This is a genomic window from Pseudomonas canadensis (assembly GCF_000503215.1).
Classification (GTDB): Bacteria; Pseudomonadota; Gammaproteobacteria; order Pseudomonadales; family Pseudomonadaceae; genus Aquipseudomonas; species Aquipseudomonas canadensis.
The window spans coordinates 194126-220518 of record NZ_AYTD01000011.1 but is presented as its reverse complement, the minus strand read 5'-3'; the positions used below and the strand labels follow the sequence as shown (position 1 = coordinate 220518).

The window sequence follows — 26393 nt, the reverse complement described above, 5'->3', positions numbered from 1 at the left end:
CAAGGCATTGAACGTGAGGCCATGATGCCGAAACGTGTTTTACAAATGGAGGCTAATAGTCGACGATATGGCGCAGATCGTCTAAAAGATCGTTTATTGAAATCAGGTGAGCCATGGATCGTTTGTCCACGCTGCTGGTGCACTTCGGCATCGGTGCCGAAACCTTTCACAGCGGGCCGTTGCACGGTGCCCTCGACACCCGCGATTTGCAGCAGCGCGGCCGGGTCTATCTGCTCAAGGACGGCCAGGCCAGCCTGGAAATGCCCGACGGCACCCTGCGTATCCCCGAGCCCAGCCTGGTGCTGGTGCCGCGCCCCCTGCCCCATCGGCTGGTGGCGGCCAAAGCCGATTGCGCCCGGGTGGTGGCAGCTTCGCTGCGCTTTGATGGGGGGATCGATAACCCGTTGTCCGTGGCGCTGACCGATACCATTGTGATGCCGCTCAAGCAGATTCCGATGATCGCCGGCACGCTGGAGTGGCTGTTCGATGAAGCCTTCGCCGAACACTGCGGACGCGAGGCGGTGATGAACCGGCTGTTCGAGTTGATGGTGATTCAGTTCCTGCGCCACATGATGGCCTATCACAGCATGACTACCGGCATGATGTCGGGCCTGGCGGACCTGCGCCTGGCGCGGGCCATGACCCTGCTGCACAACAATCCCGAACGCCCATGGACTGTGCAGGAAATGGCGGTGGAGTCGAACATGTCCCGGGCCAGTTTCGCTGCGCACTTCCATAAAGTGGTGGGCCAAACGCCGGCCGACTATGTGCTGAGCTGGCGCGTGAGCCTGGCGCAGAAACGTCTGCGTGAAGGTCGCCCCATTGCCCTGATCGCCGATGAAGTCGGTTACGAAAGCCCTTCGGCGCTGGCCCGTGCGTTCCGGCGCAAGATCGGCACCAGCCCGCGGGAGTGGCTGCAGTTGCAGGCGCCGCTACGGGTCCAGCACGCCGCCGCTGTAGCTGTCGGATAACCGTGTGCCGGTGAACTTGGCGACCACCGAGCCCTGCGCCACCAGGCGTTCACGGTGGGCGGTGACCATGCGCCCGGCCTGAGCGGCGTGCAGGGTCACTTCGGAGGCCGGGTCACCGGGTCGGCCGATAATCCGCGCGAAACGCTGGCCTTCTTCCAGGTCGTCGCCCAAGCCCTTTTCGAACACCAGCACACCCGCGCAGGGTGCAAGGACGGTTTCCATACAGCCCATGTCGACCACCTCGCCTTGCCATTCGGCAATGTTGGCCACCTCGTCGATCACGCCATTGATGCACAACCACGCCCACAGCCCATCGGCGTCCTGTTGCGCCAGGGCATCGCTGACGTCCGCCTGCCCGCGCAGTTCAATGGTTGCCGCCAGTTGCGGCGAAGCGTGGTTGATGAGGGTTTCTTCAAAGGAGCCATCGCCACCTTCATCCCAGACAATCACCAGGTCCACCTGCAACGCCGCCGCCAGCGCCAGGCCTTGCTCGGGCCAGAAGCTGCGGTGGATGTAGAGATAGGGCAACGCCTCGTCGTCGGTGTGCAGGTCCAGTATCAGGTCGGCATCGGCGGCCAGTTGCACCAGGCGTTTCTGCCATTGCGCCAGGTTGCTCGCCGGGCGCTCCATGGCCAGCGAACAATCGAAGGCTCGGTTGAAGTTCTGTCCGGTGGCTTCGTGGAACCGACCGAGCAAGCGCCCCTGGCGGAACTGGCCGATACCAAAGGGATTGGCTTGGGGCACCACCGTGACCGTGCCCTTGAGTCGGCCCTGCTCGGCGCACGCCTGCAAGCGCGGCAGCAGTTGATGCAGCACCAGCATCCCGGCGATTTCGTCGGCGTGTACACCGGCCTGTAGATGTACCTTTGGCCCGCTGCCGTCGCCTTCGAAACGCCAGGCCCCGATATGCAACACATTGCCGGAATCGCCGGTGACCTGCCACGAAAGGTCTTTTGCCATGCCTTGCCCTCCTCTGATCAATTAATCGGTAGAGATTGAACACATGTTCAACTAACCTGAGCACTGTGCTGTTTCACCCAAGGCCTGCCCATGACCCCCGAGCTTCCCAAACTGCGCCGTGCCGACCCCGACGAACGCCGGGACCTGCTGATTGCTGCCACCCTCACCTGTCTGGCCCGCGATGGGCATGCGGGGATTTCCGTACGCCGTATCGCCTCCGAGGCCGGGGTGTCGGTGGGGTTGCTCAACCACCATTTCGGCAGCATCGATGCACTGATCGCCGAGACTTACCATAAGCTGGCCAACGAGCTGACCAGTGCCCTCTGGGCGCAAGTGGAACAGGCAGAAGGCCCTGCCGCGCGCCTGGATGCATTCCTCAGCGCCTCATTCTCGCCCCGGGTCATGGACCCCGATCTGCTCGGCGTGTGGGTAGTGTTCTGGAGCCTGATCCGCCATTCGCCCCATGTGAACCAGTCCCACGAAAACAGCTACCACGCCTACCTGGCATTGATCCAACAACTGCTGGACGATCTGGCCCGCAGTGAAAACCTGGTGATCCACGACAGCCACCTGGCCGCCATCGGTTTATCGGCGATGCTCGACGGACTTTGGCTCGAGGGCTGCCTCAACCCCGGCACTTTCAGCCCCGCCAACGGGCTGCACATCTGCCGCTGCTGGGTACAAGGGTTGCGTCACGGTGCATTCGGCGCCGACCACGTCCTGTGACACGGGATGCCGCGCGCTGAGCATGGCCAGGGTGCCGCTGATGGCAATCAACACCGCGCCGATGATCAGCGAGCCATCCATCAACGTGCCCCACACCAGGCTCGACAGGAGGAACGCCCAGATCAGCCCGGTGTACTCGAATGGCGCGAGTAACGTCGCCGTGGCGCGACGGAAACTGGCAAACAGCAGGAATTGACCGATGCCCCCGACCAAACCTGCCGCCAGCATGCCCAGCCAGGCTGGCGTGGGTGCCGGTGTGTGAGTCCAGGGCAAGGTCACGCCCATGCACAGCACAAACACGACGTTGGTGATCAGCATTTGCTCCAGCACCGAGCTGCTCGGGTCGACCTGACGCAACTGGATATAGGTAAACGCCCAGCACAGCGCCGCGCCCAAGGTCAGGGCGATGGGCCACGGGTCGAGCATATGCGTGGGACGGCACGCAATGACCACCCCGGCAAACCCGATGATCAACGCGATCCACTGTCCCCGGCTGGCGCGCTCCTTGAGGATCAGCGCGGCCAACAGCGTGACCATGATCGGCGCAGAGAAATACAGCGTGGTCATTTCTGCCAGACTCAGGTCCTTGGCCGCCGTGTAATACAACAACCACGCGAGCAACGACAACAGTCCACGAATGATCAGCAGGCGCCGGCTGACTGACGTCCAGGCACTGCGCATCAGGCCCATGCGCCCGGCGATCAAGCACGCGACAACCACCACCAGGCTGCGCCAGAACAGAATGGTGAACACCGAGTAATCGGCCACCAGCCACTTGACCACCGCGTCCTGCAGCGCCAGGAACAAATAGGCCAGCGAACACAGGGCAATCCCCTGCAACGAGCGGTCCTGTTTCATCCGGCCGACCTGCGCAGCGGCGTGCCGCGCCGTTCGGCGATGGCGTAGACACCTTCGATGAGAAAGGTCAGGCACAGGTAGACCGCCGCCACCAGCAGCAGCGGCTGGTAGATCTGCAAGGTCTGCGCGCGGACCACGTTGGCCGCGCCCAATAGGTCGACCACGGCAATGGTCGAGGCGAGCGCGGTGGATTTGAGCAACATCACCGTCTCCCCCGCCAAGGTCGGCAACAATAGGCGCATCGCCCGTGGCAAACGCACGCGCAACAAGGCCTGGCGTGGCGTCATGCCGAATGCCGAGGCGGCTTCCATTTCGCCCTTGGGCACCGCCAGCAGGCCACCGCGAATCACTTCGCCGACGTAGGCACCCACCGACAACACCAGGGCAAACACGATGTACCAGTAGCCGTCACGCAAGTACGGCCACAGAAAGCTACCGCGAATCATTGGAAACTGCGCAAACAGGCTGCCCAGCCCGTAGTAGAAAATGTAGATCTGGATCAGCAGCGGCGTGCCGCGCAACACGCTGGTGTAGGCCAGCGCGCCACGGGCCAGCCATTTGCGCCGCGACAAGCGCGCCAGCGCCACCAGCACCGCCAAGGCAAAACCCAACACCGCCGAAATCACCAGCAGCGACAAGGTGGTCTGCAAGCCTTTGGCGATCAGGCCGGCGTAGTAACTTATCCATTCAGGCATGGTCGCTCACTCGACAACCGGCATCCAGCGACGGATACGTCGCTCCAGGCGCCCGGACAGGTAGTTGGAAGCCAGCGTCACCAGGTAATACAAGGCGGCGGCCGTGAGGTAGAACAGCAAATACTGACGGGTCGAGCCCGCCGCCTGCTTGGCGGTGTACAACAACTCGTTGGTGCCGACCACGCTGATCAAGGCGCTGTCCTTGATCAGGTTGATCCACAGGTTGGACATACCGGCCAGGGCGAATGGCGCCATGATCGGCAAGGTCACCCGGCGGAACAGGCCAAACCCGCTCAAGCCAAATGCCCGTGCCGCTTCGATCTGGCCGTGGGGAATTGCCAGGATTGCCGCGCGAAAAATCTCCGAAGCGTAAGCGCCCTGCACCAGGCCCAACACCAGGATCGCCACCAGCGGGCCGCTGATGTTCATCTGCTCGAAGCCCATCCACAACATCAGCGCATTGAGGCCCATGGAACCGGCGTAATACAGCAGCAGGATCAGCAGCAGCTCCGGCACCGCACGAAACACCGTGGTGTAGCCGCGCATCAGCAGCGCAATCGGGCGTGGCGCACTGAGCTTGGCGCAGGCCACCACCAGGCCGATCAACAAACCCACCGCAAACGAACCGGCGGAGATTTGCAGGGTCATCCATAACCCTTTGAGCAACGCATTGCCCCACCCTTGTTCACCGAAGCTTAAGAGGTCGAGCATTATTCGGTCTTCTGGGCGACGTGTTGATACGGGCTGTCACAGGTCTTGCTGACAAACGCCGGGGTGTCACCGCGCTTGCACGGGCTGACCGACAGGCCGAAATAGTGCTGCGACAGGTCGTCGTAGTCCTTGCTCACCAGCAATTCACCAATGGCTTTATCCAGCCGGGCCTTGAGCGCAGTGTCTTCCTTGCGCAGGCCGGCGCCGACGCCACGGCCGATGATCGGGTCGTAAGGCACGCTGGCGATATGCGCCAGGCCGCTGGCTTCCGGGGTCTTGACCATCATCGCGATGGCGGTGTCGTCGGCCATCATGTAGTCGATACGCCCGGCGATCAGGTCGGCGTTGGCCGATTCCTGGGTGTCGTAGTACTTCAGGTCAGCGATGTTTTCGTAGTACTTCTTCAAGTAGTTGGCGCTGACCGTGGAGATCTGCACGCCGATCAACTTGCCCTTGAGGCCCGCCGGGGAAATCTCGACTTCGCTGCCTTTCGGCCCGGCGACGCCTAACAGGGAATCGTAATAGGCACGGCTGAAGGCGATCTGTTTTTCGCGCTCATCGGTCACCGACATCGACGAGAAAATCACGTCGATCTTCTTCGCCAGCAAAGAAGGAATGATGCCGTCCCACGCCACTTCCTTGATCTGGCACTCGGCTTTCATGCCTTCGCAGAGTTTGTGGATCAAGTCCACTTCAAAGCCGGACCATTGGCCGTTGCCACCTTTAACGGTGAATGGCGGATAGGGTTCTGCGGCCACCGCAAACACGATGGGCTTTTCCGCCGCCCAGGTGAAACCCGCGGTCAACACCAACACTGCACTGCTCAACCACGTTGCCATACGCTTGGATTTCATGATTTTGCCCCGTCTTTTTATGGAGTTAGCGAGTTTGATGCGCGTTGACGAACTGTCGGCAACGTTCACTGCGTGGGTCGATAAACACCGCATCCGGCGAGCCGGTTTCTTCGATCATGCCTTGGTGCAGAAACGCCACTTTCGACGACACATCCCGGGCGAACGCCATTTCATGGGTGACCAGGATCATGGTGCGGCCTTCCTCGGCCAGGGAGCGGATCACCCGCAGCACTTCACCCACCAGTTCCGGATCAAGGGCCGAGGTGGGCTCGTCGAACAACATGACTTTGGGACGCATGGCCAGCGCTCGGGCAATCGCCACCCGCTGTTGCTGGCCGCCGGACAGGAACGCCGGGTATTCGTCGCGCTTGGCGGCCAGGCCGACGCGGTCGAGCAAGGCTTCGGCGCGTTCGATGGCTTCGGTGCGGCTTTCGCGCAGGACCTGGGTGGGGGCTTCAATAAGGTTTTCCAGGACCGTGCGATGTGGCCACAGGTTGAAGTTCTGGAACACCATGCCCAGGGTCGAACGGATGCGTACCAGCTGTTTGGCGTCCGCCACCAGAGGCGCGCCGGGCCGGCCGTAGTTGAGCTTGATGCTTTCGCCGTCCACATGAATGCTGCCCTGGTCCGGCACTTCGAGCATGTTGATGCAGCGCAGCAAGGTGCTTTTTCCCGAGCCGCTGGCGCCGATCAGCGAGATCACATCGCCCTCGTGGGCCGTGAGGGAAATGCCCTTGAGCACTTCGATATTGCCGAAGCGCTTGTGCAGGTCGATGACCTCGATCATCTTTTTGGCTGCGGCCGGCTGCACCACTTCGATCCTGGGCGCCGCCGCGGTACGCGGTTCACCGGCCAGCTTGGCGACAAACCGCACGATGCGTTGGCAGGCTTCACGCAGGCGCTCTTCTCCCAGGGTGAACGACAAGCGCACGAAACCCTGGGCCGGCTCGCCAAACGCGGCGGCGTCGAGTACCGAAACCCCGGCTTCACGGAACAGGCGCCAGGCAAAGTCGAGGGAGCCCAGGCCGGTGCCGCGCACATCCACCAGCACAAACATCCCGGCTTGCGGTGCCTGCACCTGGATGCCAGGGCACCCACTCAGCCCCGACACCACCAGGTCGCGCCGGCGCCGATAAATTTCGCGCATGCCCTGGGTCACCTCGTCATGGGCCAGCACGGCAGCGGTGGCGGCTTCCATCACGAAGCCCGGCAACCCGTAGAGCATGCTAAGCACCAGGGTTTCCGCATGCGCGACCATTTGCGGCGTGGCGATGAGCCAGCCGATGCGCCAGCCGGTCATGGCATGGGACTTGGACAGACTGCCAATCACCACGCATCGCTCGGCCATGCCCGGCAGCGCTGCGAGGCTGTGGTATTCGCCGTCGAACACCAGGCTTTCATAGACCTCATCGACCACCACCCACAGGTCGTGGGCAATCGCCAGGTCGGCAATGGCTTGCAGCTCATGCGGGTTGAGTACCACGCCGGTGGGGTTGTTCGGGTTGGAGAAGAAAATCGCCCGCGTACGCGGTGTGATGGCTGCGCCGAGCAACTGGGCGTCGAGGCGAAAGCCGGATTCCGGCGAACAGGGCACACGGACCAGTGTCGCACCGCTGGCCTTGAGTGTGGCTTCGTAGGTGACGTACATCGGGTCGAGCACCAGCACTTCATCGCCGGCCTGAAGCAGACACAGGGAGGTCACGAACAAGGCGTTCTGGGCACCGGCCACGGTGATGACGTTTTCGGCAGTCAGTGGACGGCCCAGCGTCTGGCTGTAGCGTGCAGCTATTGCATCGCGCAATGCCGGGCGACCGGGGATTTCGGTGTAGTGGGTGTCACCGTCGCGCAACGCACTCACCGCGGCGTCGGTAATGAAGGATGGCGTGGCGAAATCCGGATCGCCAACGCTGAGGATGATGATGTCTTCGCCCTGGCTGGCCGCCTGGAACGCGGCGTGGTGGATGTCCCAGGCAGCTACGCCCTGCCCTGCAATTCGTTCGACGAAGGGGGAAAACCGCATGCCAGAGCCTCTTGTTCAAGAAGAAACAGCGCGAACCCGTCGGGTGGAAACGGGTGGATGCGGTCAACATAGTTCAAACTGAACAGTCGTTCAATGGGTAAGTTTGCGGCCGTGTCGTTTATGGTTCAAAGAGGTCGTTAACGCTTGGGCGGGGCCATAAATTCCGGGCCGATCGGATCTTTTATCGTGCTGGCCAGGATACGGTCGATATGCGTCAGGTCTTCGGGCGTGAGGTGCCAGCCGAAGGCTTCTTCGTAGCCCTTCAACTGCTCCGGCCGCCGTGCGCCCCACAGGGCGATGGTCGGGCCTTGGTCGAGCACCCAGCGCAGGGCCAGGGCCAGTACCGATTTGCCGTGGCATTCGCGGGCATACATATCCAGCGCGGCCACGGCGGCCAGGTATTGCTCGAAACGCGGCGCCTTGAACTTGGGGTCGAGCGTGCGCACATCATCGCCGGTAAAGCCCGTCGCCGAGTGCATGCTGCCGCTGAGCAACCCCCGGCACAGCGGACCGTAAGCCAAAACCACCAGGGAATGCTGCTTGGCGTAAGGCAGTATGTCGCTGTCGATGGCCCGTTCGAACAGGTTATAGGGCGGCTGCACCGTGGCGAGTGCGGTGTACTGGCTGAAATCGTCCATCTGCGCGGAGGAATAGTTACTCACGCCGACCGCGAGGATCTTGCCTTCGCGGCGCAGGCGTTCCAGCTCATCGGCGGTTTCTTCCTGGGCCACCAGCGGGTCGGGCCAGTGGATCTGGTAAAGGTCGATGTAGTCGGTTTGCAGGCGTACCAGGGAGTCTTCGACTTCCTTGCGGATGCGCTGGGCCGTGGCGTTGCGCCGGGGAGTGCCGGTGTCCCATTGCAGCCCGGCCTTGGTCGCGATCACCGCGCTGTGGCGCACGCCACGCAGGGCTTTGCCGATCAGCTCTTCGGACAGGCCAAAGCCGTACACCGGCGCGGTGTCGATCAGGTTGATGCCGATTGCCAGGGCATGGCGCAGGGTGCGGATGGCTTGTTCATTGTCCGCCCCACCCCACAGGTGCCCGCCCATGGACCAGGTACCGAGGGCAATCCGCGAGACCGCTTGGTCGATGCCGGCAATTCTGATGGTCTCAACGTGCATAAAAAAATCCCATGGCGCGCAATAATGCTTAGAAAAACAATTACTCTAAGTCATCCACGGTTGAATCGGGCTCAACGCCGCATGCAGCCGAATTCCTGCGCAAGAGACTTGAAATGGCTGCTTTCAACCGTTCCGAATTGGCTGATCTCAACGTGTTCATGGCGATCATCCGCCGCCGCAGCTTCCGCCACGCCGCCCATGAACTGGGCGTGACCACCTCGGCGTTGAGCCACACCATGCGCAACCTGGAAACCCGCCTGGGCGTGAAGCTGCTCTACCGCACCAGCCGCGCGGTGGAACCCACCGATGCCGGCACGCTACTGGCGGAAAAACTCATTCAGGGGTTTGCCACCATCAAGGACGGCCTCGACACCCTGGAGCTGTACCGCGAGGCCCCGATCGGCCGGCTGCGCCTGAATGTGCCACGGGACGCGGCGGTCTTGCTGTTGGCGCCGATTCTTGGGGATTTTTGCGCCGCCTACCCGCAACTGCGCCTGGACCTGATCGTGCAGGACCAGATGATCGATATCATCGCTGAAGGTTACGACGCGGGTATCCGCTACGGTGCCACCGTGCCCCAAGACATGGTCGCCGTGCCGCTGACCGGCGAACTGCGCTGGATCATGGTCGCCTCCCCCGCCTATCTTGCTCGAAGCGGAACGCCGCAGGAGCCCAAAGACCTGCTGCAACACAGTTGCATCCGCATGTACCTGGGGGACAAGACCACCTACAAATGGGAATTGGGCAACGGCGCACGGCAACAACGCATCGACGTGCCCGGCCACTTCAGCGCGGCCGACACTGAAACAATCGTCAATGCCGCGTTGCAAGGGGTGGGGATTGCCTACTGCCTGTCCAACCGCGTGGAGCAGGAACTCAAGGAGGGGCGCCTGCTGGAAGTCATGCCGGACTGGGCCTGCATGGGCGAGCCGTTGTGCATGTATTACCCCAGCCGGCGCCAGTCACAGCCGGGGTTGCGGCAATTGATGGACATGATTCGCCTGAAGACCATCGGTTCGCAATTGATCCAATCACATTGAACCGGTGACGCGCCGCAGTCCTCCAAGCTGAACAGACCACGGCCCGGTACACGTTCGATGACTTTTATTTTGTGGATGGCCGTACTGGGCGCCGTGTTGCTCACGCTCGCCCTCACCTCTTCCTTTCTGCGCTGGATGCCGGTCACGACCTCGGCGGTGTGCCTACTGCTGGGCGTGGGAATTGGCCCCCTTGGCGTAGACCTGCTGCACCTGGACATCCAGCACTCCGCACGCTGGATGGAGCACCTCACGGAAGTCGCCGTGCTGTTTTCGCTGTTTGTCAGCGGCTTGAAACTGCGCTTGCCGCTCAAGCACCGTACCTGGCGCATCGCGTTTGGCATGGCCGGGCCGGTGATGCTGCTGACCATCCTGGGGATCAGCCTCGCGCTGCATTACCTGTTTACGCTGTCGTGGGGCGTGTCGCTGCTGGTGGGCGCGATACTGGCGCCAACGGATCCGGTGCTGGCAGGCCTGGTGCAGGTCAATAACGCTCAGGATTACGACCCGCTGCGCTTCGGATTGTCCGGCGAAGCGGGCTTGAACGATGGCACCGCCTTTCCCTTTGTGATTTTTGCCCTGCTGTTCATGCAACACGGCGGGTTTGACGGCGATTGGCTAGGCGGTTGGGTATTGAAGAACTTGTTGTGGGCGGTGCCGGCCGGGTTGTTGATCGGCTACTGGATGGGCCGGGGCATCGGCCGCGCGACGTTGTGGCTGCGCATCACCAACAGTGACAGCACGCTCTCGCCCAATGACTACCTGACCCTCGCTCTGATTGCGCTGGCCTACGTGGTCGCCGAGGCAGTGGGCGGTTATGGCTTTCTGTCCGTGTTTGCGGCCGGGCTTGGTTTGCGCCAGGCGGAATTCCGCTCCACCGGAAACTCAAAAACGCCGTCGGAGCATCTGGCGTTGCCGGTGGTAGGCCATTTGGAAATCGAGCCAGACCGCGCGTTGCAAGGGGATGTGAGCGAACTGAAGGACACCCAGATCGCCGCCGGCGTCATGATGGGCGACATGCTGTCATTCGGCAGCCTGGTGGAACGCTCGATGGAGGTGTTCCTGGTGACGGTACTGGGGATCGTGCTGATAAGCCACTGGGATTGGCGCGCATTGCCGATGGCGGCGCTGTTGTTTTGCGTGATTCGGCCGATCAGTGTGCTGGCGATGCCGTGGGGACGCCTGATTGATCGTCAGCAGCGCAGCCTGATGGGATGGTTCGGCATTCGCGGGATCGGCAGCATTTACTACCTGTTTTACGCGCTCAATCACGGACTGATTGGCACCAGCAGCGCCGTGGCGGTGAACCTGACCTTGTCGGTGATCGCCCTGAGCATCGTCGTTCATGGCCTGAGTACCCAGCCTATGCTGGTGTGGTATGAACGACGTGCCCGGGTGAATACTCAGTCTTGACGCTCGGTGTTACCCACATCCGCCGCTTCATCCAGATCGTTGAGCGGCACTTCTGCATCGTCCATCAATGACCCGGGGTCTTCATTACCGGGGTCGTTGAGTTCTTCATCAAGTTCTTTGGACATGACCGTCTCCTCTAACCGCCTTGGGTGTCGATATCGGCATCGGTTTCAGGCTTGGGCTCAGGCTTGGGCTTGAAGTCTGGACTGTAGTCGTTTTCCTTGGCCTTGGGATCTTTCGCTGGCACCGGGTCTTTGGGCGCATCGGCACCGGTGGCGGGTTGTTTGTCTGTGCTCATGGCTTACCTCTCGGAAAATGTCGCCTGGGTAGAGTTAAGGTCATGCCCAGGGTGATGAAGTTCCATCGGTTTAGGACCCGGGGTTGTCGACCTGGATGTAAAACGCGTACGCAGCGAGCAGCACCCAGAACACCATGAATAACCAGGGCGCGCGCATGGAAAACAGCAACGACTTGCGATAACCCTTGTGCGACGACTCCATTTCGGAAAACAGCGGCGACTCGTCGTACGCCATGCCCATCACCGGCTCGCTGCGCAATAGCTCGCTTTGCTTGAAGTGCCAGTGATCGATGATGTCATACGCCGCACGGATCCCAGGCCATGCGTTGAGGGAGCTGAGGATGCCCAACACAGCGAGGAAAATCGGCACCACCACGGTGAACAACTTGCCCCACTCGGGGTTGAGGTTGCCCATGCCCGACACAAAGGCGATCACCAGGAAAGACTGCGCGGTGAGGTAGGCGTCGGTACGGTTGGCAAGGATGGTGGTTTCGTACTGGATTTCGCGCCGGTAAAAGTCGAGGCGGTCTTTGGGCGAGCCGAAGATCTTGGCGTTGTGCTCGCTGTGATCGGGCAGGCTCGATTCCGGGGTTTGCGGTGAGATGATTCTGGGCACGGCGGTGCTCCATGCGGGTTCGTGTCCCGTTAGAAGAATCGGGGGCGGGTGAAGTTCAAGTTGGTTCATGCACCAAGTCGGAGCATGGAGTGCACTGTGTTGAGCGGGGTTCAGTGCTGGACTGGCTTTTGGGGGTGATCTGGCTTTTGTGGTGGCCTGGCTTTTGTGGTGAGCGGGCTTCTGTGGTGAGCGGGCTTGCCCCGCGCTGGGCTGCGCAGCGGCCCCAAAATAAGCGGGAGCGCTGCGCACTCCAGCGCGGGGCAAGCCCGCTCACTACAAAAGCCTCTCAGCTCGACAGCTTGAATAGGATTTCCGGCACAAGCATTGCTTTATCCATTCATCTGCCCGGATACAGGAGCATTGGTTACCCCCCGACCCAGAGCCGACCCCATAAGAAAGTAAGGACCAGGCCCATTGGCACCCACCGCCACGGGCTCATAAAAAATGCGTTTTTTGAAACGGCAGTGCCACCCCTGTTCCCCTCGGCACTGACAAGGTACTGGAATGGCTCGATCTTTCTTTGATGAAATGAATGACGCAAACGGCGTATGCCGTGCGCATTACCAGGATTTTTCCCGCTGGCTGGCCAACACGCCGCCGGAACTGCTGGCCCAACGTCGCCGTGAAGCCGATTTACTGTTCCATCGCGCCGGGATCACCTTCACCTTGTATGGCGACGAGCAAGACACCGAGCGCCTGATCCCCTTCGACATCATCCCGCGCAGCATCCCCGCCAGCGAGTGGAGCGTGATCGAACGCGGCTGTATCCAGCGCGTCAACGCGCTGAACATGTTCCTCGCCGACATCTACCACGACCAGCGCATCATCAAGGCCGGGATCATTCCAGCGGACCAGGTGCTGGGCAACGAGGGTTACCAGAAAGCCATGGTCGGCCTGGACCTGCACCGCGACATCTATTCGCACATTTCCGGCGTGGACCTGGTGCGCGACGGTGACGGCACCTACTACGTGCTTGAAGACAACCTGCGCACCCCCAGCGGCGTGAGCTACATGCTCGAAGACCGCAAGATGATGATGCGCCTCTTCCCCGAGGTGTTCGCCAAGCAACGTATCGCGCCGGTGGACCACTACCCCAACCTGCTGCTCAAGACCCTGAAAAGCTCAAGCCGCCTGGACAACCCTAACGTGGTGGTGCTGACGCCAGGCCGCTTCAACAGCGCGTTCTTTGAACATGCGTTCCTGGCCCGTGAAATGGGCGTTGAGTTGGTAGAGGGCGCGGACCTGTTCGTGCAGGACCTCAAGGTGTTCATGCGCACCACCGACGGCCCCAAGCCGGTAGATGTGATCTACCGGCGTATCGACGACGCCTTCCTCGACCCCAAGGCCTTCAACCCTGAGTCGATGCTCGGCGTTCCCGGCCTGGTCGCCGCCTATTGCGCCGGCAATGTGGTGCTGGCCAACGCCATTGGCACCGGCGTGGCCGACGACAAATCGATCTACCCCTATGTGCCGGAAATGATCCGTTTCTACCTGGATGAAGAACCGGTGTTACAGAACGTACCGACTTTCCAGTGCCGCAAGCCGGATGAACTGTCCCACGTGCTGGCCAACCTGCCGGAACTGGTGGTCAAGGAAACCCAGGGCTCCGGCGGCTACGGCATGCTGGTCGGCCCGGCCTCCAGCGCGGCCGAGATCGAGGATTTCCGCCAACGCATCAAGGCCAGGCCCCACGCCTACATCGCCCAGCCGACCCTGAGCCTGTCCACCTGCCCCACCTTTGTCGAAAACGGCATCGCCCCACGGCATATCGACCTACGGCCCTTTGTGCTCTCGGGCAAGGAAACCCGCCTGGTCCCCGGCGGCCTCACCCGCGTGGCGCTGAAGGAAGGCTCGTTGATCGTCAACTCGTCGCAAGGCGGCGGAACCAAGGACACCTGGGTGGTGGAGGGCTGAGTATGTTGAGTAGAACCGCCGCAGATCTGTACTGGATGTCCCGTTACCTGGAACGCGCCGAGAACCTGGCGCGCATGCTCGAAGTCAGTTATTCCCTGTCGTTGATGCCCCAGGCCGGGCGCAGTGACGGGTTGGATGAACTGGCGATGTCGTTGCTCAGCAGCGGCACCCTGGACAGCTACCTGGAACGTCATAAACAGCTGGACGCCGAGCGCATGCTGCACTTTTTCGCCCTCGACGAAGAGAACCCCGCGAGCATCTACAACTGCCTGCGTGCCGCTCGCGGCAATGCCCATGCGGTACGCGGGCGCATCACCGCCGACATGTGGGAAAACCTCAACGCCACGTGGCTCGAAATGCGCAGCATCGCCGCCGGCGGCCTGGCGCGGCATGGCATCAGCCACTTCTGTGATTGGGTCAAGCAGCGCTCGCACCTGTTCCGGGGAGCGACGTCGGGGACGATCATGCGCAATGACGCCTATCGGTTTATCCGCCTGGGTACCTTTGTCGAGCGCGCCGACAACACCTTGCGCTTGCTGGATGCGCGCTACGAAATGTTTGGCGAGGAGTCGGAAGAAGTCAGCGACTTGTCGGCACGCGGTTATTACCAGTGGAGCGCCCTGCTCCGCGCGTTGTCCTCATTCGAGGCGTATACCGAGTTGTACCCGAACGCGCTGAATGCCCGCTCCGTGTCCGAGTTGCTGCTGTTGCGCAGTGATGTGCCGCGTTCGTTGCATGCCTGCATCGAAGAACTGAGCCATATCCTGGCGGACCTGCCCGGCAGTTATGGGCGTACGGCGCAGCGCCTGGCGGCGGAGTTCGAGGCGCGGCTGAGGTACACCGGGATCGATGAGATTCTTGAGGAGGGATTGCACGCCCGTCTAACGGACTTTATCGACACCGTGCGCGAGTTGGCGCGGGCGATTCACAGCTCGTACCTGGAGATGGTCTAAGTACGTTTAGGTCACTTAACTGTAAGTTAGGGTGATTGACCCTATTTGGATACCGCTCTTATGTTGGGCAGGTGAAATGCCTTCCCACCATAAGAACAGGTACAGAACATGTCCGAACTCACGCTCAACCCTGCGGCTGCACACACCCTGCAACGCTGGCACGCGATGTTAGCCAATCGTGACCTCAAGGCCCTGCCCGAACTGTTGGCGCCCGACGCCGTCTTCCGCTCGCCTATGGCTCATACGCCCTACCCTGGCGCGCCGGTGGTGTCGATGATCCTCAATACGGTGATCAACGTCTTCGAAGACTTCACCTATCACCGTGAACTCGCCACCGGCGATGGCCTGAGTGTGGTGCTGGAATTCAGCGCGCGCGTGGGCGACAAGCAGCTCAAGGGCATCGACCTGATCCGCTTCAACGAACACGGGCAGATCATCGAGTTTGAAGTGATGATCCGCCCGTTGAGCGGGCTGCAAGCCCTGGGTGAGGAAATGGGCCGACGCCTGGCGCCTTACCTGGCCAAGGCCAAACGCTGATTACTGGTTTTTCACCAGCACCGGCTCGGCGCTGTATTGCGCCGGAAACAGCTTTTTCAGTTGCGCCACTTTCGGCAGGTCGTTGATCACGATGTAGGGGTAAGACGGGTTTTCGGTGAGAAAGTCCTGATGGTAGGACTCCGCCGGGTAGAACACCTTGCCCATCTCGATTTTCGTGACGATGGGTTTGCCGAAAGCGTTGGCCTCATCCAGTTGAGCGATGTAGGCCTGAGCGACGTTTTGCTGCTCGGCGTTCTGCGCGAAGATTGCAGATCGGTATTGGGTGCCGGTGTCCGGCCCCTGGCGGTTGAGTTCGGTGGGGTCGTGGGCGACCGAGAAGTAGATCTGCAGCAGTTTGCCGTAGCTGACTTTACTCGGGTCGTAGGTGACGGACACGGACTCGGCGTGGCCGGTATCGCCTTCACTGACGGCTTCATATTGCGCGGTACTCGCCGCCCCACCGTCGTAGCCGGAGACGGCATTTTTCACCCCTTGCACGTGCTGGAATACTCCCTGCACGCCCCAGAAGCAGCCGCCGGCGAACACGGCGGTTTGCAGGTTGCCTGAGGTTGCAGGCAGGTCAAGGGCCGGTGGCGCGATGACAACGGCATCGTCGGAGGCGCCGAAGGAGAAGGCTGAGCTTTGGCCGACGAAGGCGGCGAAGGCCAGTGCGGGCAGGTATTTGAATACATTCATGGCAGGCACTCCGGGTTAACCAAAGGTGAAGGCATACGCCGACACGTTGGGGTCGAGGAATTCGATGGTGAGGATTGCGCCCCCGGCCAGCATCAACGCGCCCAGGCCCCGGCGCAGCCATTCACCTGCGCCGAGGGAGGTGGCAGCCCCGGCGGCGTAAGCCAGCAAGAGCAAGGTAGTGCCGATGCTGGCGCCCTGCAACGCGGCGCCGGTAAGCACTAGCCCCAGGATCCGCCCGGCGCACGGTGCCCACAGCAACCCGGTGGCGACGCCGATCAGCAACGATGCGCCCGGACCCGGCCTGGCATCGGCCCCGGCGGCTTGCGACAAACGACTGCCGGCGGCCACCAATGGACGCGTCAGACGTTCCGACAGCTGCGGCAACAATAGCGTTAAGCCGAACAGCGCAACGCACAGCAACGCGAGCCAGCGACCGTATTGATTGACTTGCACCACCCAGCCGCCGCCCACCGCTGCGAGCGTTGCCACCAGAGCGAATGTCACCGCCATCCCCGCTAACAGCGGCAAGCCACTGCGCAAAAACGGCTGCCCGGTGCGAGCGAAGACAAAAGGCAGAACAGGCAGGATGCACGGGCTGACGATTGTCAGCACGCCGCCCAGGTACGCGAGAACCAGCAGCCACATGGCAGGGAACCTTATAGGAGAAAGACATCGGCTTAAGTCGCCGTAAATGTCATGGCGGCGCCGTTCATGCAGTAGCGCAGGCCGGTGGGTGGCGGGCCGTCATCGAACACGTGCCCTAGGTGACCGCCACCGCGACTGGTGTACAGGAGTAATTGTCGGCGTGAGTACATAGAGTTCTCCTAAACACATTGGCCTGATGACTAGCGATGAACCTGTGGTGAGCGGGCTTGCCCCGCGCTGGAGTGCGCAGCGCTCGCGCTTTTTTTAGGGGCCGCTGCGCAGCCCAGCGCGAGCGAGTTCGCTCACCACAACATGCGCTTCGCCAAATCAATGACTTCATCCTGAGCCCTGGCCGGTCGCGGAATCCTCACGCAGAGTTAAACAATTCGTGATAACTACACTGTTGCGAAACCCGCACAATGCGCGGACTACAAGCGAAGGTTTCTCTTACATGGATCAGCCAAAACGTGTGCTGGTGGTCGAGGACGATGCCCATATCGCCGACCTGATCTGCCTGCACCTGCGTGACGAACAGTTCCACGTCGTCCACAGCGCCGACGGCACCGAAGGTCTGCGCCTGTTGGAGCAAGGCGGTTGGGATGCGCTGATCCTCGACTTGATGCTGCCCGGCGTCGACGGCCTAGAGATCTGCCGCCGCGCCCGCGCCATGACGCGCTACACCCCCATCATCATCACCAGCGCGCGCTCCAGCGAATTGCACCGCATCCTCGGCCTGGAGTTGGGCGCAGATGACTACCTCGCCAAACCCTTTTCCATGCCGGAACTGGTTGCTCGCGTAAAGGCGCTGTTACGCCGGGTCGACGCCATGGCGCGCAACCTGAAGATGGACGCCGGCAGCCTTGATCTCGGCCAATTGTTCATCAACCCGCTGACCCGTGACGCTACCCTGCAAGGCCAGCGCCTGGACCTCACGCCACGGGAATTCGACCTTCTGTACTTCTTCGCCCGTCAACCGGGCAAGGTGTTCTCACGCATGGACCTGCTCAATGCGGTGTGGGGCTACAGCCACGAAGGTTATGAACACACGGTGAACACCCACATCAACCGCCTGCGCGCCAAGGTCGAAACCGACCCGGCCAACCCGGCGCGCATCCTTACGGTGTGGGGCCGTGGCTACAAGTTTGCCGAGAGCCCACCATGAAGCTGACCCTGACCCAACGCCTGTCGGTGGTGTTCGCCGTATTGCTGCTGATTTGCAGCGGCACCTCGGCCTGGTGGCAGGTGCGCTCCAACCGCATGCATGAACTGGAGGTGGTGCAAGGCCTGTCCCGCGACCTGGCGGCGCACATTGCCCGCGACACGCAGTTGATGGACGCCGATGGCCTCAAGCCCGACGCGGTGCGCAACCTGTTCAGTCAGTTGATGCTGGTCAACCCGAGTGTCGAGGTTTACCTGCTCGACATCGATGGCCGCGTGGTCGGTAACGCCGCGCCCAGTGGTCATCTGCTGCGCGATCGAGTCGACCTCGCGCCCGTGCGGCGCTTCCTGGCCGGATTCATGCTGCCGATCCTCGGTGATGACCCGCGCAGCCTCGATGGCCGCAAGGTGTTCAGCGCCGCACCTCTCATGGCTGGCGGCCAGCAGACCGGCTTCCTCTATGTCGTGCTGCTCGGTGAGGCTCATGACGTGTATGACGCCAAGGATGCCACCGGCATGGCATTGAAGATCGCGCTGTGGTCCATAGGCCTGGTCGCCCTGCTCTGCTTGCTGGCCGGGCTGATTGCGTTCGCCTGGATCACCCGACCGCTGCGCCAGTTGACCAATAAAGTCGGCCAATTCGACATCAATGGTGCACCCAAAGCGGCTGAACCCGTTGTGCCGGAACTCACCAGCGGCGATGAAATTGCCGTGCTCGATCACGCCTTCGTGCAAATGGAAAACCGTCTGGGCGAACAGTGGCGCGCCATCACCCATCAGGACCAGGAACGCCGCGAAATGGTCGCCAATATCTCCCACGACCTGCGCACGCCATTGGCCTCGCTGCATGGCTATCTGGAAACCCTGTCGCTCAAGGATGCCAGCCTCAGCCCCGAAGAACGCCGCCGTTACCTCGGCATTGCCCTGGACCAGAGCCGCAAGGTTGGCGGTCTGGCCCAGTCATTGCTGGAGCTGGCGCGCTTGGAGCATGGCTTTGTCCAGCCGGTGATCGAAGGGTTTTCATTACCGGACTTGGTGCAGGACATCTTTCAAAAATTCGAACTGACCGCCGAAGCACGCGGCATCACCCTCACCGCGACGTTGCCGCCGCAGGTGCCAACGGTGCTGGCGGACTTGGGCCTGATTGAACGCGTACTGACCAACCTGCTGGATAACGCCCTGCGCCATACACCGCTGAACGGCGAAATCGAGGTGACGCTCGCGCCTGAAACCCAGGCCGTCGCCGTCACGGTCAGCGACAGCGGCCCAGGCATCGACGCCGAGCTGCGCGAAGGCTTGTTCCTGCGCGCCTTTACCATCGGCGGCGCCCGTCGTGACGGCGGCCTGGGCCTGCGCATCGTGCACCGCATCCTGCAATTGCATGGGCGCAGCATTCGCCTGGTGGATCAACCGGGTCGAGGAGCAACCTTTACCTTTTCCTTAGAAAGCCGAGCATCCGGGCATTGACCTGTTGGGCTTGTTCGTTCTGGATCCAGTGACCACAGTTCGCCAACACATACTGCTCAAGCTGCGGCACTGAATCCGGCATGCGTTTGATTGTGTGGGCTTCGAAGACCCCGACCGGGTCGCGGTCGCCGATCAGGAACAGTGTGGGCTGCAGCACTTTCTGCCCAGCGAGGGACTCGGTGCGTTGCCAGTTGCGTTCGAAGTTGCGATACCAGTTCAGTGGGCCACGAAAACCGTGCTCGGCGAAGGTTTCCACATAAACGTCCAGGTCCTCCTGGGAGCACCACAGCGGCAATGCTCCGGGCGCTGAAACACCTTCGAGCAAGGTCGCGGTCGCCGGCTTCTGTTGCAGAAACACGTCCTGATCCTGCATGAACAGGCGCAATGTGCGCTCGATATCCGCATCCAACTCCTGCTCGGCAACGCCCGGCACCTGGAAATACAGGATGTAGTTGAAGCGGTCAGCGTACAGCTCGCGCATGATTTCGATCACCGGTCGACGGGCGCGCCCAGCGAAAGGCACGGACATCGTGATCAGGCGTGTGACACGCTCAGGCTCAAGCAAGGCCAGATGCCAAGCCACCACGGCGCCCCAGTCATGGCCGACCATCACCACCTGCGTATGGCCGAAGTGGTTCATGGCCTGCTGGATATCGCCACACAGCGTCAACAGGTCATAGTCGGCAATTTCAGCCGGTGAACTGCTGCGCCCGTAACCGCGCATTTGCGGGGCAAACACCCGATAACCCGCCGCCACAAGCGCGGGAATTTGCTCGCGCCACGAGTGCCAGCATTCCGGGAAACCGTGAAGCAGCCAGATCGGCGCACCCTGTTCGGGCCCCGCACTATAAACACTTAACTCAATACCGTTGACGCTGATGAGGAGCTGGCGCATGGGCATGGCCTTTTGCAGGTTTTTCCCAGCGTGGACCATGACTGCTCAAGCCGCCAGCATCATTGACGACAGGAATGACTCAAGCCACCGCCCACCAGCGCGGCAACAATTGACGTACCCGAGCCTCGCCAAATCGGTCATCGATCAACATCACCACACCCTGGTCCTGCTGGCTGCGGATCACCCGACCCGCCGCCTGCACGACTTTCTGGATACCAGGGTACAGGTAGGTGTAGTCGTAGCCCGCACCGAAGATCGCGCCCATGCGCACTTTCATCTGTTCATTGATCGGGTTCAACTGGGGCAAGCCAAGGGTGGCAATGAATGCACCGATCAAGCGGGTGCCGGGCAAGTCGATGCCCTCACCGAATGCACCGCCGAGCACGGCAAACCCGATGCCCTGGCTGTGTTCGGTGAATTGGTCGAGAAAGGCCTGGCGCTCGGCCTCAGCCATGCCGCGTGACTGTTGCCACAGCGTAATGGCCGGATGTTTCTCGGCCAGCAACTGCGCCACTTGTTGCAGATAATCGAAACTGCTGAAGAACGCCAGGTAATTGCCAGGCTGCTGGGTGTACTGGCGGGCGATCAGCTCGACGATAGGCTCCAGCGAGGCCTCGCGATGCACGAAGCGCGTGGAGATTGCATCGACGATGCGTACCTGCAATTGCTCAGCCTTGAACGGCGACTCCACATCGATCCACGCCGTATCAGCGGGCAGACCCAGCAAGTCGGCGTAGTAATGCCGTGGGCTCAGGGTCGCGGAAAACAGCACGCTGCTGCGGGTGGCCGTCAGCCGTGGGCGGATGAACTCGGCAGGCACCACGTTACGCAGGCACAGGGTCGAGCTGCTGCGTTTGCCGCTGAACTGCCGCTTGCTGATATCGAAAATGAAGTGTTCGTTGAACAATTCGGCGACCTTGCCGAATTGCAGCACCTCGAAATAGAAGCTTTGCAGGTCGCCGCTGAGAGACTCGGGGTGATCGTTGAAGTACTCGCCCATGGTGCTGGCGCACAGGCTCAAGGCCTGCAACAGTTTCTCGGGGCGAGCGGTGTAGGCCTGGTACGGCGCAAGTTGGTCCTTGTGCAGCGCGTTCCACTCACGGTTGAGGCGCTGCAAGGGTTTCTTCAAGGGTTCGGGGGCTGTATCGCGCAGGGTCTTGAGGTGGTACTGGTCAAGGCTGGCGCTGTACATCGAGCGGGCCCGATCGACCAGGTTGTGCGCCTCGTCCACCAGCACCGCCGCGCGCCACTGGTTGAGCTGGGCCAGGCCGAACAGCATGGCGCCGAAATCGAAGAAGTAATTGTAGTCGGCGACCACCAGGTCGGCCCAACGCGCCATTTCCTGGCTCAGGTAATACGGGCAAACGTCATGGGCCAGGGCCACATTGCGCAGAGTGCGCTGGTCCAGCAGGCGCACCTTGGAAGCCGCGATGCGTGCGGCGGGCAGACGGTCGTAGAAGCCCCTGGCCAACGGGCAGGAATCGCCGTGACAGGCTTTTTCCAGGTGCTCGCAGGCTTTGTCCCGCGCCACCAACTCCAGCACACGCAAAGGCAGGCCAGGGCTGCTGGCATGCAGCACTTGGGCAGCATCCAGGGCGAGCTTACGGCCGGGGGTCTTGGCGGTGAGAAAGAACAGTTTGTCCAGTTGCTGGGGCGCCAAGGCCTTGAGCAAAGGGAAGATCGTACCGATGGTTTTGCCGATGCCGGTCGGCGCCTGGGCCATCAGACAACGGCCGGTGCTGACCGCCTTGTACACCGACTCGGCAAGCGAGCGCTGGCCAGGACGGAAACCGGCATGGGGAAACGCCAGGGTTTGCGCGGCGCTGTTGCGCGCTTCGCGGTGCGCCATTTCCTGCTCGGCCCAGCCCAAAAACAGCGCGCATTGCTGGTTGAAGAAGGTTTCCAGTTCGGTGGCTTGAAAGCGTTGGTCGAGCACCGTCTCGCCTTCACCGACGATATCGAAGTACACCAGCGCCAGGTTGATCTCTGACAGGTTGAGCTTCTGGCACATCAGCCAGCCATACACTTTGACCTGGGCCCAGTGCAGTTGCCGGTGGTTGGCGGGCTGGGCGTCGAGGTCGCCGCGATAGGTCTTCACCTCTTCCAGGCGGTTGGCGTCCGGGTCATAGCCGTCCGCCCTGCCCCGCACCTTGAGCTGCTGGTACTCGCCTTCAAGCGCGACTTCATTCTGGTAGTGCGCGCTGCGCCGTGAGGCGACGGTGCGGTGGCCGGCAATGCCTTCCTGGGCGCTGGGCGACGGTGTGAAGCGCAGGTCGAGGTCACCGACCTTGGCCGTGAACTCGCACAGCGCCCGCACGGCAACGCTGTAGCTCAAGCGGATTCTGCCCAGCGCACATAGCAGACGGTCACCGGCATCTGGTATTCGCCACAGAATTCCAGCCAACGCAGTTGGTTGTCCTGCAGGCGATCTCCGGGGCCCTTGACCTCGATCATGCGGTAGGTTTTTTGCGCCGGCCAGAACTGGATCAGGTCGGGCATACCGGCGCGGTTGGCACGGATGTCCAGTAGCAGCCGTTCAAACCAATAGCGCAGGTGTTCGGCGGGCAGGCAGGCCAGGGCCTGCTCCAAGAGGTCTTCGCTGAGCAGGTTCCAGAACACGAAAGGTGACTGGATCCCCCACTTGTCGCTGTAACGCTGGCGAATGGTGGTTTTGTAGCGTTCGTCCTGTAATTGCTCGAAACACGCAGCGAACAGCGGTGCACGGCGCTGATGGAAGTCTTCGCTGTGCAGGTCTGCGGGACCGCGTTGGAACGGGTGGAAAAATGAACCCGGCAGCGGTGTAAAGATCACGTCCCAGCACAGCAGCCCGAACAGTGAATTGATCAGCCCGTTTTCAACGTAGTGCACCGGCCCATCGGGCTCGCTGAGGTGAGCCTGCACGCAATACTCCACCGACATCAGCGGCTCGGGTAGCGCAAGGGCAAGGTCCAGGCGCACGACCGGGCGTGGCTTCACTTTCGGCAAGGCCGGTTCACCCAGTTTGCGGCGCAGGCGTGGCATGACACGCAATAAGTGCTGCTGCTCGGCGGCGCTTTCCGGCGCCTGTTGGGCGGCGCTCGCCAGGGCCATGGCTTGGCCGTAGTCCTCTTGACGTTCCAATACCCGGATCAATCGTGAGCGGGCACCGGGATAGGCACAGCTGCGGTAAATCTGTTCCGCCAACGCCAATTCGGCAATGCGCTCGCAATATTGACCGACCTGGAACAACAACTTGGCCCGGCGTTTTTCCAGCCAGGGGTTGTCGGTACTCAGGGTTGCGACCCGGGCCAGCACCGCCTCCAGCGCTTCACCGGTTTCAAAGGCCTGCTGGCACTGGTGCAGGAACAGAAAGCCATGCACATCATCCCGGCTGCGCAGGCCACGGGACTCTGCGCAGAACTCGACTTTTTCGTAGGTGTAGATGCCCAGGTCAGCCAGCACGAATTCCGACCAATCCTGATGCAGGTTGCCGAAGAACATCAGGCGCAGGCGATCACACAATTCCATCACGGTAAGGCTCAAGAGCGTGTCGGTAAGGTCCGGGCACCAACCGGCAAAACTGCGGCTGTCGGTGAATTGTGCCGCCAGCCCTTCCAACCAATCGGACTTCCTGCCCCTGGGCTGGTCGATCCACGGCTTGAACGCGCCGAATATCTCGCCTTTTTGCAGCAAGCCGAACAGCGTTTCAAAGGCCAGCATGGATTTGTTGTCGACCCAGCCCAATGCAAGCAATGGCGCAGCAGCGGTGTGCGTGCAGCCGATCTCCACGTAATTGAGTTTGCTCGCCCGAAAGTGCACACCCTTGCGCATCACCATGCGCACCAAAAGCGCCTGGGACGCCTGCGGCAACCTGTCAAATTGCTGAATGAAATGCTGTTCGTCTGCATCGAGCAGATCGGCATAGCGTTGCCCCAGCCAATGCAGGACCTGGCGGAAGTTATGCAGGTAATAGAGCGGGTCTTCGAGGGTTTTGGCCATGGTGTACAGCGATCAAATACTGGTTATGCATACAGAGTGCCGTCGCCAAGGCGAGGTTGCAATCGCTAATAGATAAATGGCGCCTGCAACTTTTTGCATAAAAGTGATCAGATGGTGAAGTCGATGGCGTAACATTTGTCGCCCACGCCTCTGGCATGGGACTTTTCAAGGTTAAGGTAAGGGTTATGAACATGAAGAATTTGGGTCTGCCACTGGTTGCACTCACTTTTCTGGTATTGGCCGGTTGCGCGACGCAAACCGTAGTGACGCTGCAAAATGGCACACAGTATTTGACCAAGGACACCCCAAAAACCAAGACTGCCGATGGCTTCTACGAATTCACTGATATTGCTGGCAAGCATGTACGGGTCAAGGCGGCTGACGTGGCCACCGTGCGCAAGGAAGACTAATGAATAATGGTGTGGGGGCCAGGCCCCCACACGCCTCCCTTACGCGATAACCATCCCCTCCCCCGACCAGCCACTCACGCCCACCAGCGTCACCGAATCCCCGCCAACACTGATCACCGTATCCCCACCGTGCTCACGGTAGTCCACACTCCCCTGCACATCCTTGAACACCAGCTTGTCCGTCGATTGATAGCCAATCACCCGGTCCTGGCCAAAATGCCCGCTGAACAGAAAGGTGTTGTGCCCGCTGTTATCGCGGATCGTGTCATTGCCCTTGCCGCCCTCGATAAAATCCGCGCCCTTACCGCCCTGGATCAGGTCATTGCCGTCGCTGCCGATGATGAAGGTGTTGCCCTTGTGCGGCTCGGCATTGCGGTTGAGATCCTGCACCCAGGTGTTGGCCCGCGCCGGGTCGGACAGGTTGGCGACGATCACGGTGGAGTCGCGGGTCATCTGCTCGTAGAAGCCTGACTCAAGCACCCGCGTCATGCCATCGCCGTAAACGGTGGGCAGGTGCGAAACCCAGGTCGGAAGATTGACAATGGAAAACGGCAGCACATTCCACAGCGTCGAGGCGTAGTGGTCGTTGAAGCTGACGATATTGTCGGTGGTCGACTCATGGGGTTTGTCGTGCACGCCCAGGGACGACAGGTTGAAGGACGAACCCTCCAGCGCACGGAACACCGGGTCATTCTCGTAGCCAATGTTCAGCACCTTGTCGCCGGCGCTCTGGGTCGGCGAGGCATAGGCCACATAATTGGCGTCCGTGTAGAACCCCGACCATTTGTTGTTGCTGAGATCGGCCATGCTATTGACCGCCAGCCCGCCCAGACTGTGGCCGCTGACCACCACATCCTTGCCGCTCAAGCCATGGGCACTGGCGTAGTCGGCCACATTTTTGAGCAAAACACCGAAGGCTTCCCCGGTGTAATTTTTCGCGTAGTCCTTGGGGCCGAGCGCTGCCAGCAGGTCGCTGACCAGGTCACCGATGGAATCGCTGATCAAGGTTTCCCGAGGCCCCGAGGTGCCGCGAAAACCAATGCCGATTTCCAGCAACTTGCCGGCGTCATCGTACTTGCCCAGCACCTCGACCTGGGCCGTGGTGTAGCCCGCCTTTTCGCCAAAGAAGGTGCCTCGCGCATCGACTTTGCCACCGTAACCCAAGGTGCTCGCACTGATCGGCGTCCAACCGGCGTTTTGTACCGCGTCCAGCGCGGCTTTTTCCGAATCCGGGTTCCATGGAATGCCGGGGATCACGCCCTGGGAGTCTGTGCTGCCCAGCAACGCGCCGACCAGCGTCGCCGGCAAGCCCAACCCCAGGCCGTTGTGCTGGTAACCCACGGCAAAGCCGTTATCCAGGTTGTGGTAGGAATACAACGTGATCGCCATGGCATCGGCGAACAACGCTTTGGAGCCCTCGGTGCCGAGGTTTTTATAGTCAAAGATACCCATTGGTAGTG

General features: G+C 61.3%; 24 protein-coding genes and 3 pseudogenes. 10 read left to right on the top strand and 17 right to left on the bottom strand.

Annotation, left to right across the window (positions count from 1 at the left end; all coding sequences use genetic code 11):
* Positions 1-113 precede the first annotated feature (113 nt).
* The gene (locus tag U367_RS0106040; protein ID WP_028616128.1) at positions 114-971 is read left to right on the top strand and encodes an AraC family transcriptional regulator; all 858 of its coding nucleotides are present in this window, start codon (positions 114-116) and stop codon (positions 969-971) included.
* Here U367_RS0106040 and U367_RS0106035 read toward each other — a convergent pair.
* Positions 933-1931, bottom strand: coding sequence for a M14 family metallopeptidase (locus tag U367_RS0106035; protein WP_028616127.1), 999 nt, complete (start codon positions 1929-1931; stop codon positions 933-935). The two genes, U367_RS0106040 and U367_RS0106035, sit on opposite strands and share 39 nt — an antisense overlap.
* Positions 1932-2021: 90 nt before the next feature.
* Between U367_RS0106035 and U367_RS1000000132305 the strand changes: the two are divergent.
* Positions 2022-2561 (top strand): annotated as a pseudogene (locus U367_RS1000000132305) (TetR/AcrR family transcriptional regulator); the annotation flags it as partial.
* On the opposite strand, the gene U367_RS0106025 reads toward U367_RS1000000132305, so the two are convergent.
* The 6 genes from U367_RS0106025 to U367_RS0106000 form a co-directional block, all read right to left on the bottom strand.
* Entirely contained in the window at positions 2517-3515 is a 999-nt protein-coding gene (locus U367_RS0106025) for a DMT family transporter (protein ID WP_028616126.1), read from the bottom strand. The pseudogene U367_RS1000000132305 and the gene U367_RS0106025 sit on opposite strands and share 45 nt — an antisense overlap.
* Positions 3512-4210 (bottom strand): ABC transporter permease, encoded by a 699-nt coding sequence (locus U367_RS0106020; protein WP_028616125.1) that lies wholly within the window; start codon positions 4208-4210, stop codon positions 3512-3514. Before U367_RS0106020 ends, U367_RS0106025 begins: the two co-directional genes overlap by 4 nt.
* 6 nt (positions 4211-4216) lie before the next feature.
* A complete protein-coding gene (locus U367_RS0106015) occupies positions 4217-4921 on the bottom strand; it encodes an ABC transporter permease (protein ID WP_028616124.1) in 705 nt (234 codons plus the stop codon).
* The gene (locus U367_RS0106010; RefSeq protein ID WP_028616123.1) at positions 4921-5775 is read right to left on the bottom strand and encodes a transporter substrate-binding domain-containing protein; all 855 of its coding nucleotides are present in this window, start codon (positions 5773-5775) and stop codon (positions 4921-4923) included. The genes U367_RS0106015 and U367_RS0106010 overlap by 1 nt, the downstream gene beginning before the upstream one ends.
* A 25-nt stretch (positions 5776-5800) precedes the next feature.
* Positions 5801-7795 (bottom strand): aminotransferase class I/II-fold pyridoxal phosphate-dependent enzyme, encoded by a 1995-nt coding sequence (locus U367_RS1000000132560; protein ID WP_028616122.1) that lies wholly within the window; start codon positions 7793-7795, stop codon positions 5801-5803.
* A 137-nt stretch (positions 7796-7932) separates the two neighbouring features.
* Positions 7933-8916 (bottom strand): aldo/keto reductase, encoded by a 984-nt coding sequence (locus U367_RS0106000; protein ID WP_028616121.1) that lies wholly within the window; start codon positions 8914-8916, stop codon positions 7933-7935.
* A gap of 113 nt (positions 8917-9029) precedes the next feature.
* Here U367_RS0106000 and U367_RS0105995 point away from each other — a divergent pair, with 113 nt between their 5' ends.
* Entirely contained in the window at positions 9030-9956 is a 927-nt protein-coding gene (locus U367_RS0105995) for a LysR family transcriptional regulator (RefSeq protein WP_028616120.1), read from the top strand.
* A 57-nt stretch (positions 9957-10013) separates the two neighbouring features.
* Positions 10014-11366, top strand: coding sequence for a cation:proton antiporter (locus tag U367_RS0105990; RefSeq protein ID WP_028616119.1), 1353 nt, complete (start codon positions 10014-10016; stop codon positions 11364-11366).
* On the opposite strand, the gene U367_RS1000000132525 is transcribed toward U367_RS0105990, so the two are convergent.
* From U367_RS1000000132525 to U367_RS0105975, 3 genes are all read right to left on the bottom strand, one after another.
* Positions 11357-11491 carry a hypothetical protein gene (locus tag U367_RS1000000132525; RefSeq protein ID WP_256581760.1) on the bottom strand — a complete coding sequence of 45 codons (135 nt, stop codon included), beginning with the start codon at positions 11489-11491 and terminating at the stop codon, positions 11357-11359. The two genes, U367_RS0105990 and U367_RS1000000132525, sit on opposite strands and share 10 nt — an antisense overlap.
* 11 nt (positions 11492-11502) lie before the next feature.
* A complete protein-coding gene (locus U367_RS1000000132025) occupies positions 11503-11664 on the bottom strand; it encodes a hypothetical protein (RefSeq protein WP_010210501.1) in 162 nt (53 codons plus the stop codon).
* A 70-nt stretch (positions 11665-11734) separates the two neighbouring features.
* The gene (locus U367_RS0105975; RefSeq protein WP_028616118.1) at positions 11735-12280 is read right to left on the bottom strand and encodes a hypothetical protein; all 546 of its coding nucleotides are present in this window, start codon (positions 12278-12280) and stop codon (positions 11735-11737) included.
* Between the two features lie 504 nt (positions 12281-12784).
* Here U367_RS0105975 and U367_RS0105970 point away from each other — a divergent pair.
* From U367_RS0105970 to U367_RS0105960, 3 genes are all read left to right on the top strand, one after another.
* Entirely contained in the window at positions 12785-14194 is a 1410-nt protein-coding gene (locus tag U367_RS0105970) for a circularly permuted type 2 ATP-grasp protein (RefSeq protein ID WP_028616117.1), read from the top strand.
* 2 nt (positions 14195-14196) lie between these two features.
* Positions 14197-15147 (top strand): alpha-E domain-containing protein, encoded by a 951-nt coding sequence (locus U367_RS0105965; RefSeq protein WP_016975680.1) that lies wholly within the window; start codon positions 14197-14199, stop codon positions 15145-15147.
* A gap of 108 nt (positions 15148-15255) precedes the next feature.
* Positions 15256-15684: a nuclear transport factor 2 family protein gene (locus tag U367_RS0105960; RefSeq protein ID WP_028616116.1), complete on the top strand. Its 429-nt coding sequence runs from the start codon at positions 15256-15258 to the stop codon at positions 15682-15684.
* Here the strand turns inward: U367_RS0105960 and msrA are convergent, their stop codons facing one another.
* The 3 genes and pseudogenes from msrA to U367_RS1000000130705 form a co-directional block, all read right to left on the bottom strand.
* Positions 15685-16380 (bottom strand): peptide-methionine (S)-S-oxide reductase MsrA, encoded by a 696-nt coding sequence (gene msrA, locus U367_RS0105955; RefSeq protein WP_028616115.1) that lies wholly within the window; start codon positions 16378-16380, stop codon positions 15685-15687.
* Between the two features lie 63 nt (positions 16381-16443).
* Positions 16444-17025 (bottom strand): annotated as a pseudogene (locus U367_RS0105950) (cytochrome c biogenesis CcdA family protein); the annotation flags it as partial.
* Positions 17026-17057: 32 nt separating this feature from the next.
* Positions 17058-17159 (bottom strand): annotated as a pseudogene (locus U367_RS1000000130705) (peptide-methionine (R)-S-oxide reductase); the annotation flags it as partial.
* A 317-nt stretch (positions 17160-17476) separates the two neighbouring features.
* Here U367_RS1000000130705 and U367_RS0105945 point away from each other — a divergent pair.
* Positions 17477-18187, top strand: a complete 711-nt coding sequence (locus U367_RS0105945) for a response regulator transcription factor (protein ID WP_028616113.1) — start codon at positions 17477-17479, stop codon at positions 18185-18187.
* Positions 18184-19650 carry a sensor histidine kinase gene (locus tag U367_RS0105940; protein WP_028616112.1) on the top strand — a complete coding sequence of 489 codons (1467 nt, stop codon included), beginning with the start codon at positions 18184-18186 and terminating at the stop codon, positions 19648-19650. Before U367_RS0105945 ends, U367_RS0105940 begins: the two co-directional genes overlap by 4 nt.
* Here U367_RS0105940 and U367_RS0105935 read toward each other — a convergent pair.
* From U367_RS0105935 to U367_RS0105925, 3 genes are all read right to left on the bottom strand, one after another.
* Positions 19613-20545 carry an alpha/beta fold hydrolase gene (locus U367_RS0105935; RefSeq protein WP_028616111.1) on the bottom strand — a complete coding sequence of 311 codons (933 nt, stop codon included), beginning with the start codon at positions 20543-20545 and terminating at the stop codon, positions 19613-19615. The genes U367_RS0105940 and U367_RS0105935 overlap by 38 nt on opposite strands.
* A 79-nt stretch (positions 20546-20624) precedes the next feature.
* A complete protein-coding gene (locus tag U367_RS0105930) occupies positions 20625-22880 on the bottom strand; it encodes an ATP-dependent DNA helicase (RefSeq protein WP_028616110.1) in 2256 nt (751 codons plus the stop codon).
* The gene (locus U367_RS0105925) at positions 22877-24523 is read right to left on the bottom strand and encodes a VRR-NUC domain-containing protein (RefSeq protein ID WP_028616109.1); all 1647 of its coding nucleotides are present in this window, start codon (positions 24521-24523) and stop codon (positions 22877-22879) included. The genes U367_RS0105930 and U367_RS0105925 overlap by 4 nt, the downstream gene beginning before the upstream one ends.
* 185 nt (positions 24524-24708) lie before the next feature.
* Here U367_RS0105925 and U367_RS0105920 point away from each other — a divergent pair, with 185 nt between their 5' ends.
* Positions 24709-24933, top strand: coding sequence for a YgdI/YgdR family lipoprotein (locus tag U367_RS0105920; RefSeq protein ID WP_028616108.1), 225 nt, complete (start codon positions 24709-24711; stop codon positions 24931-24933).
* Positions 24934-24972: 39 nt separating this feature from the next.
* Here U367_RS0105920 and U367_RS0105915 read toward each other — a convergent pair whose 3' ends face one another.
* On the bottom strand, positions 24973-26385 hold the full coding sequence (locus U367_RS0105915; protein ID WP_028616107.1) for a polyurethane esterase: 1413 nt from the start codon (positions 26383-26385) through the stop codon (positions 24973-24975).
* Positions 26386-26393: the final 8 nt, after the last annotated feature.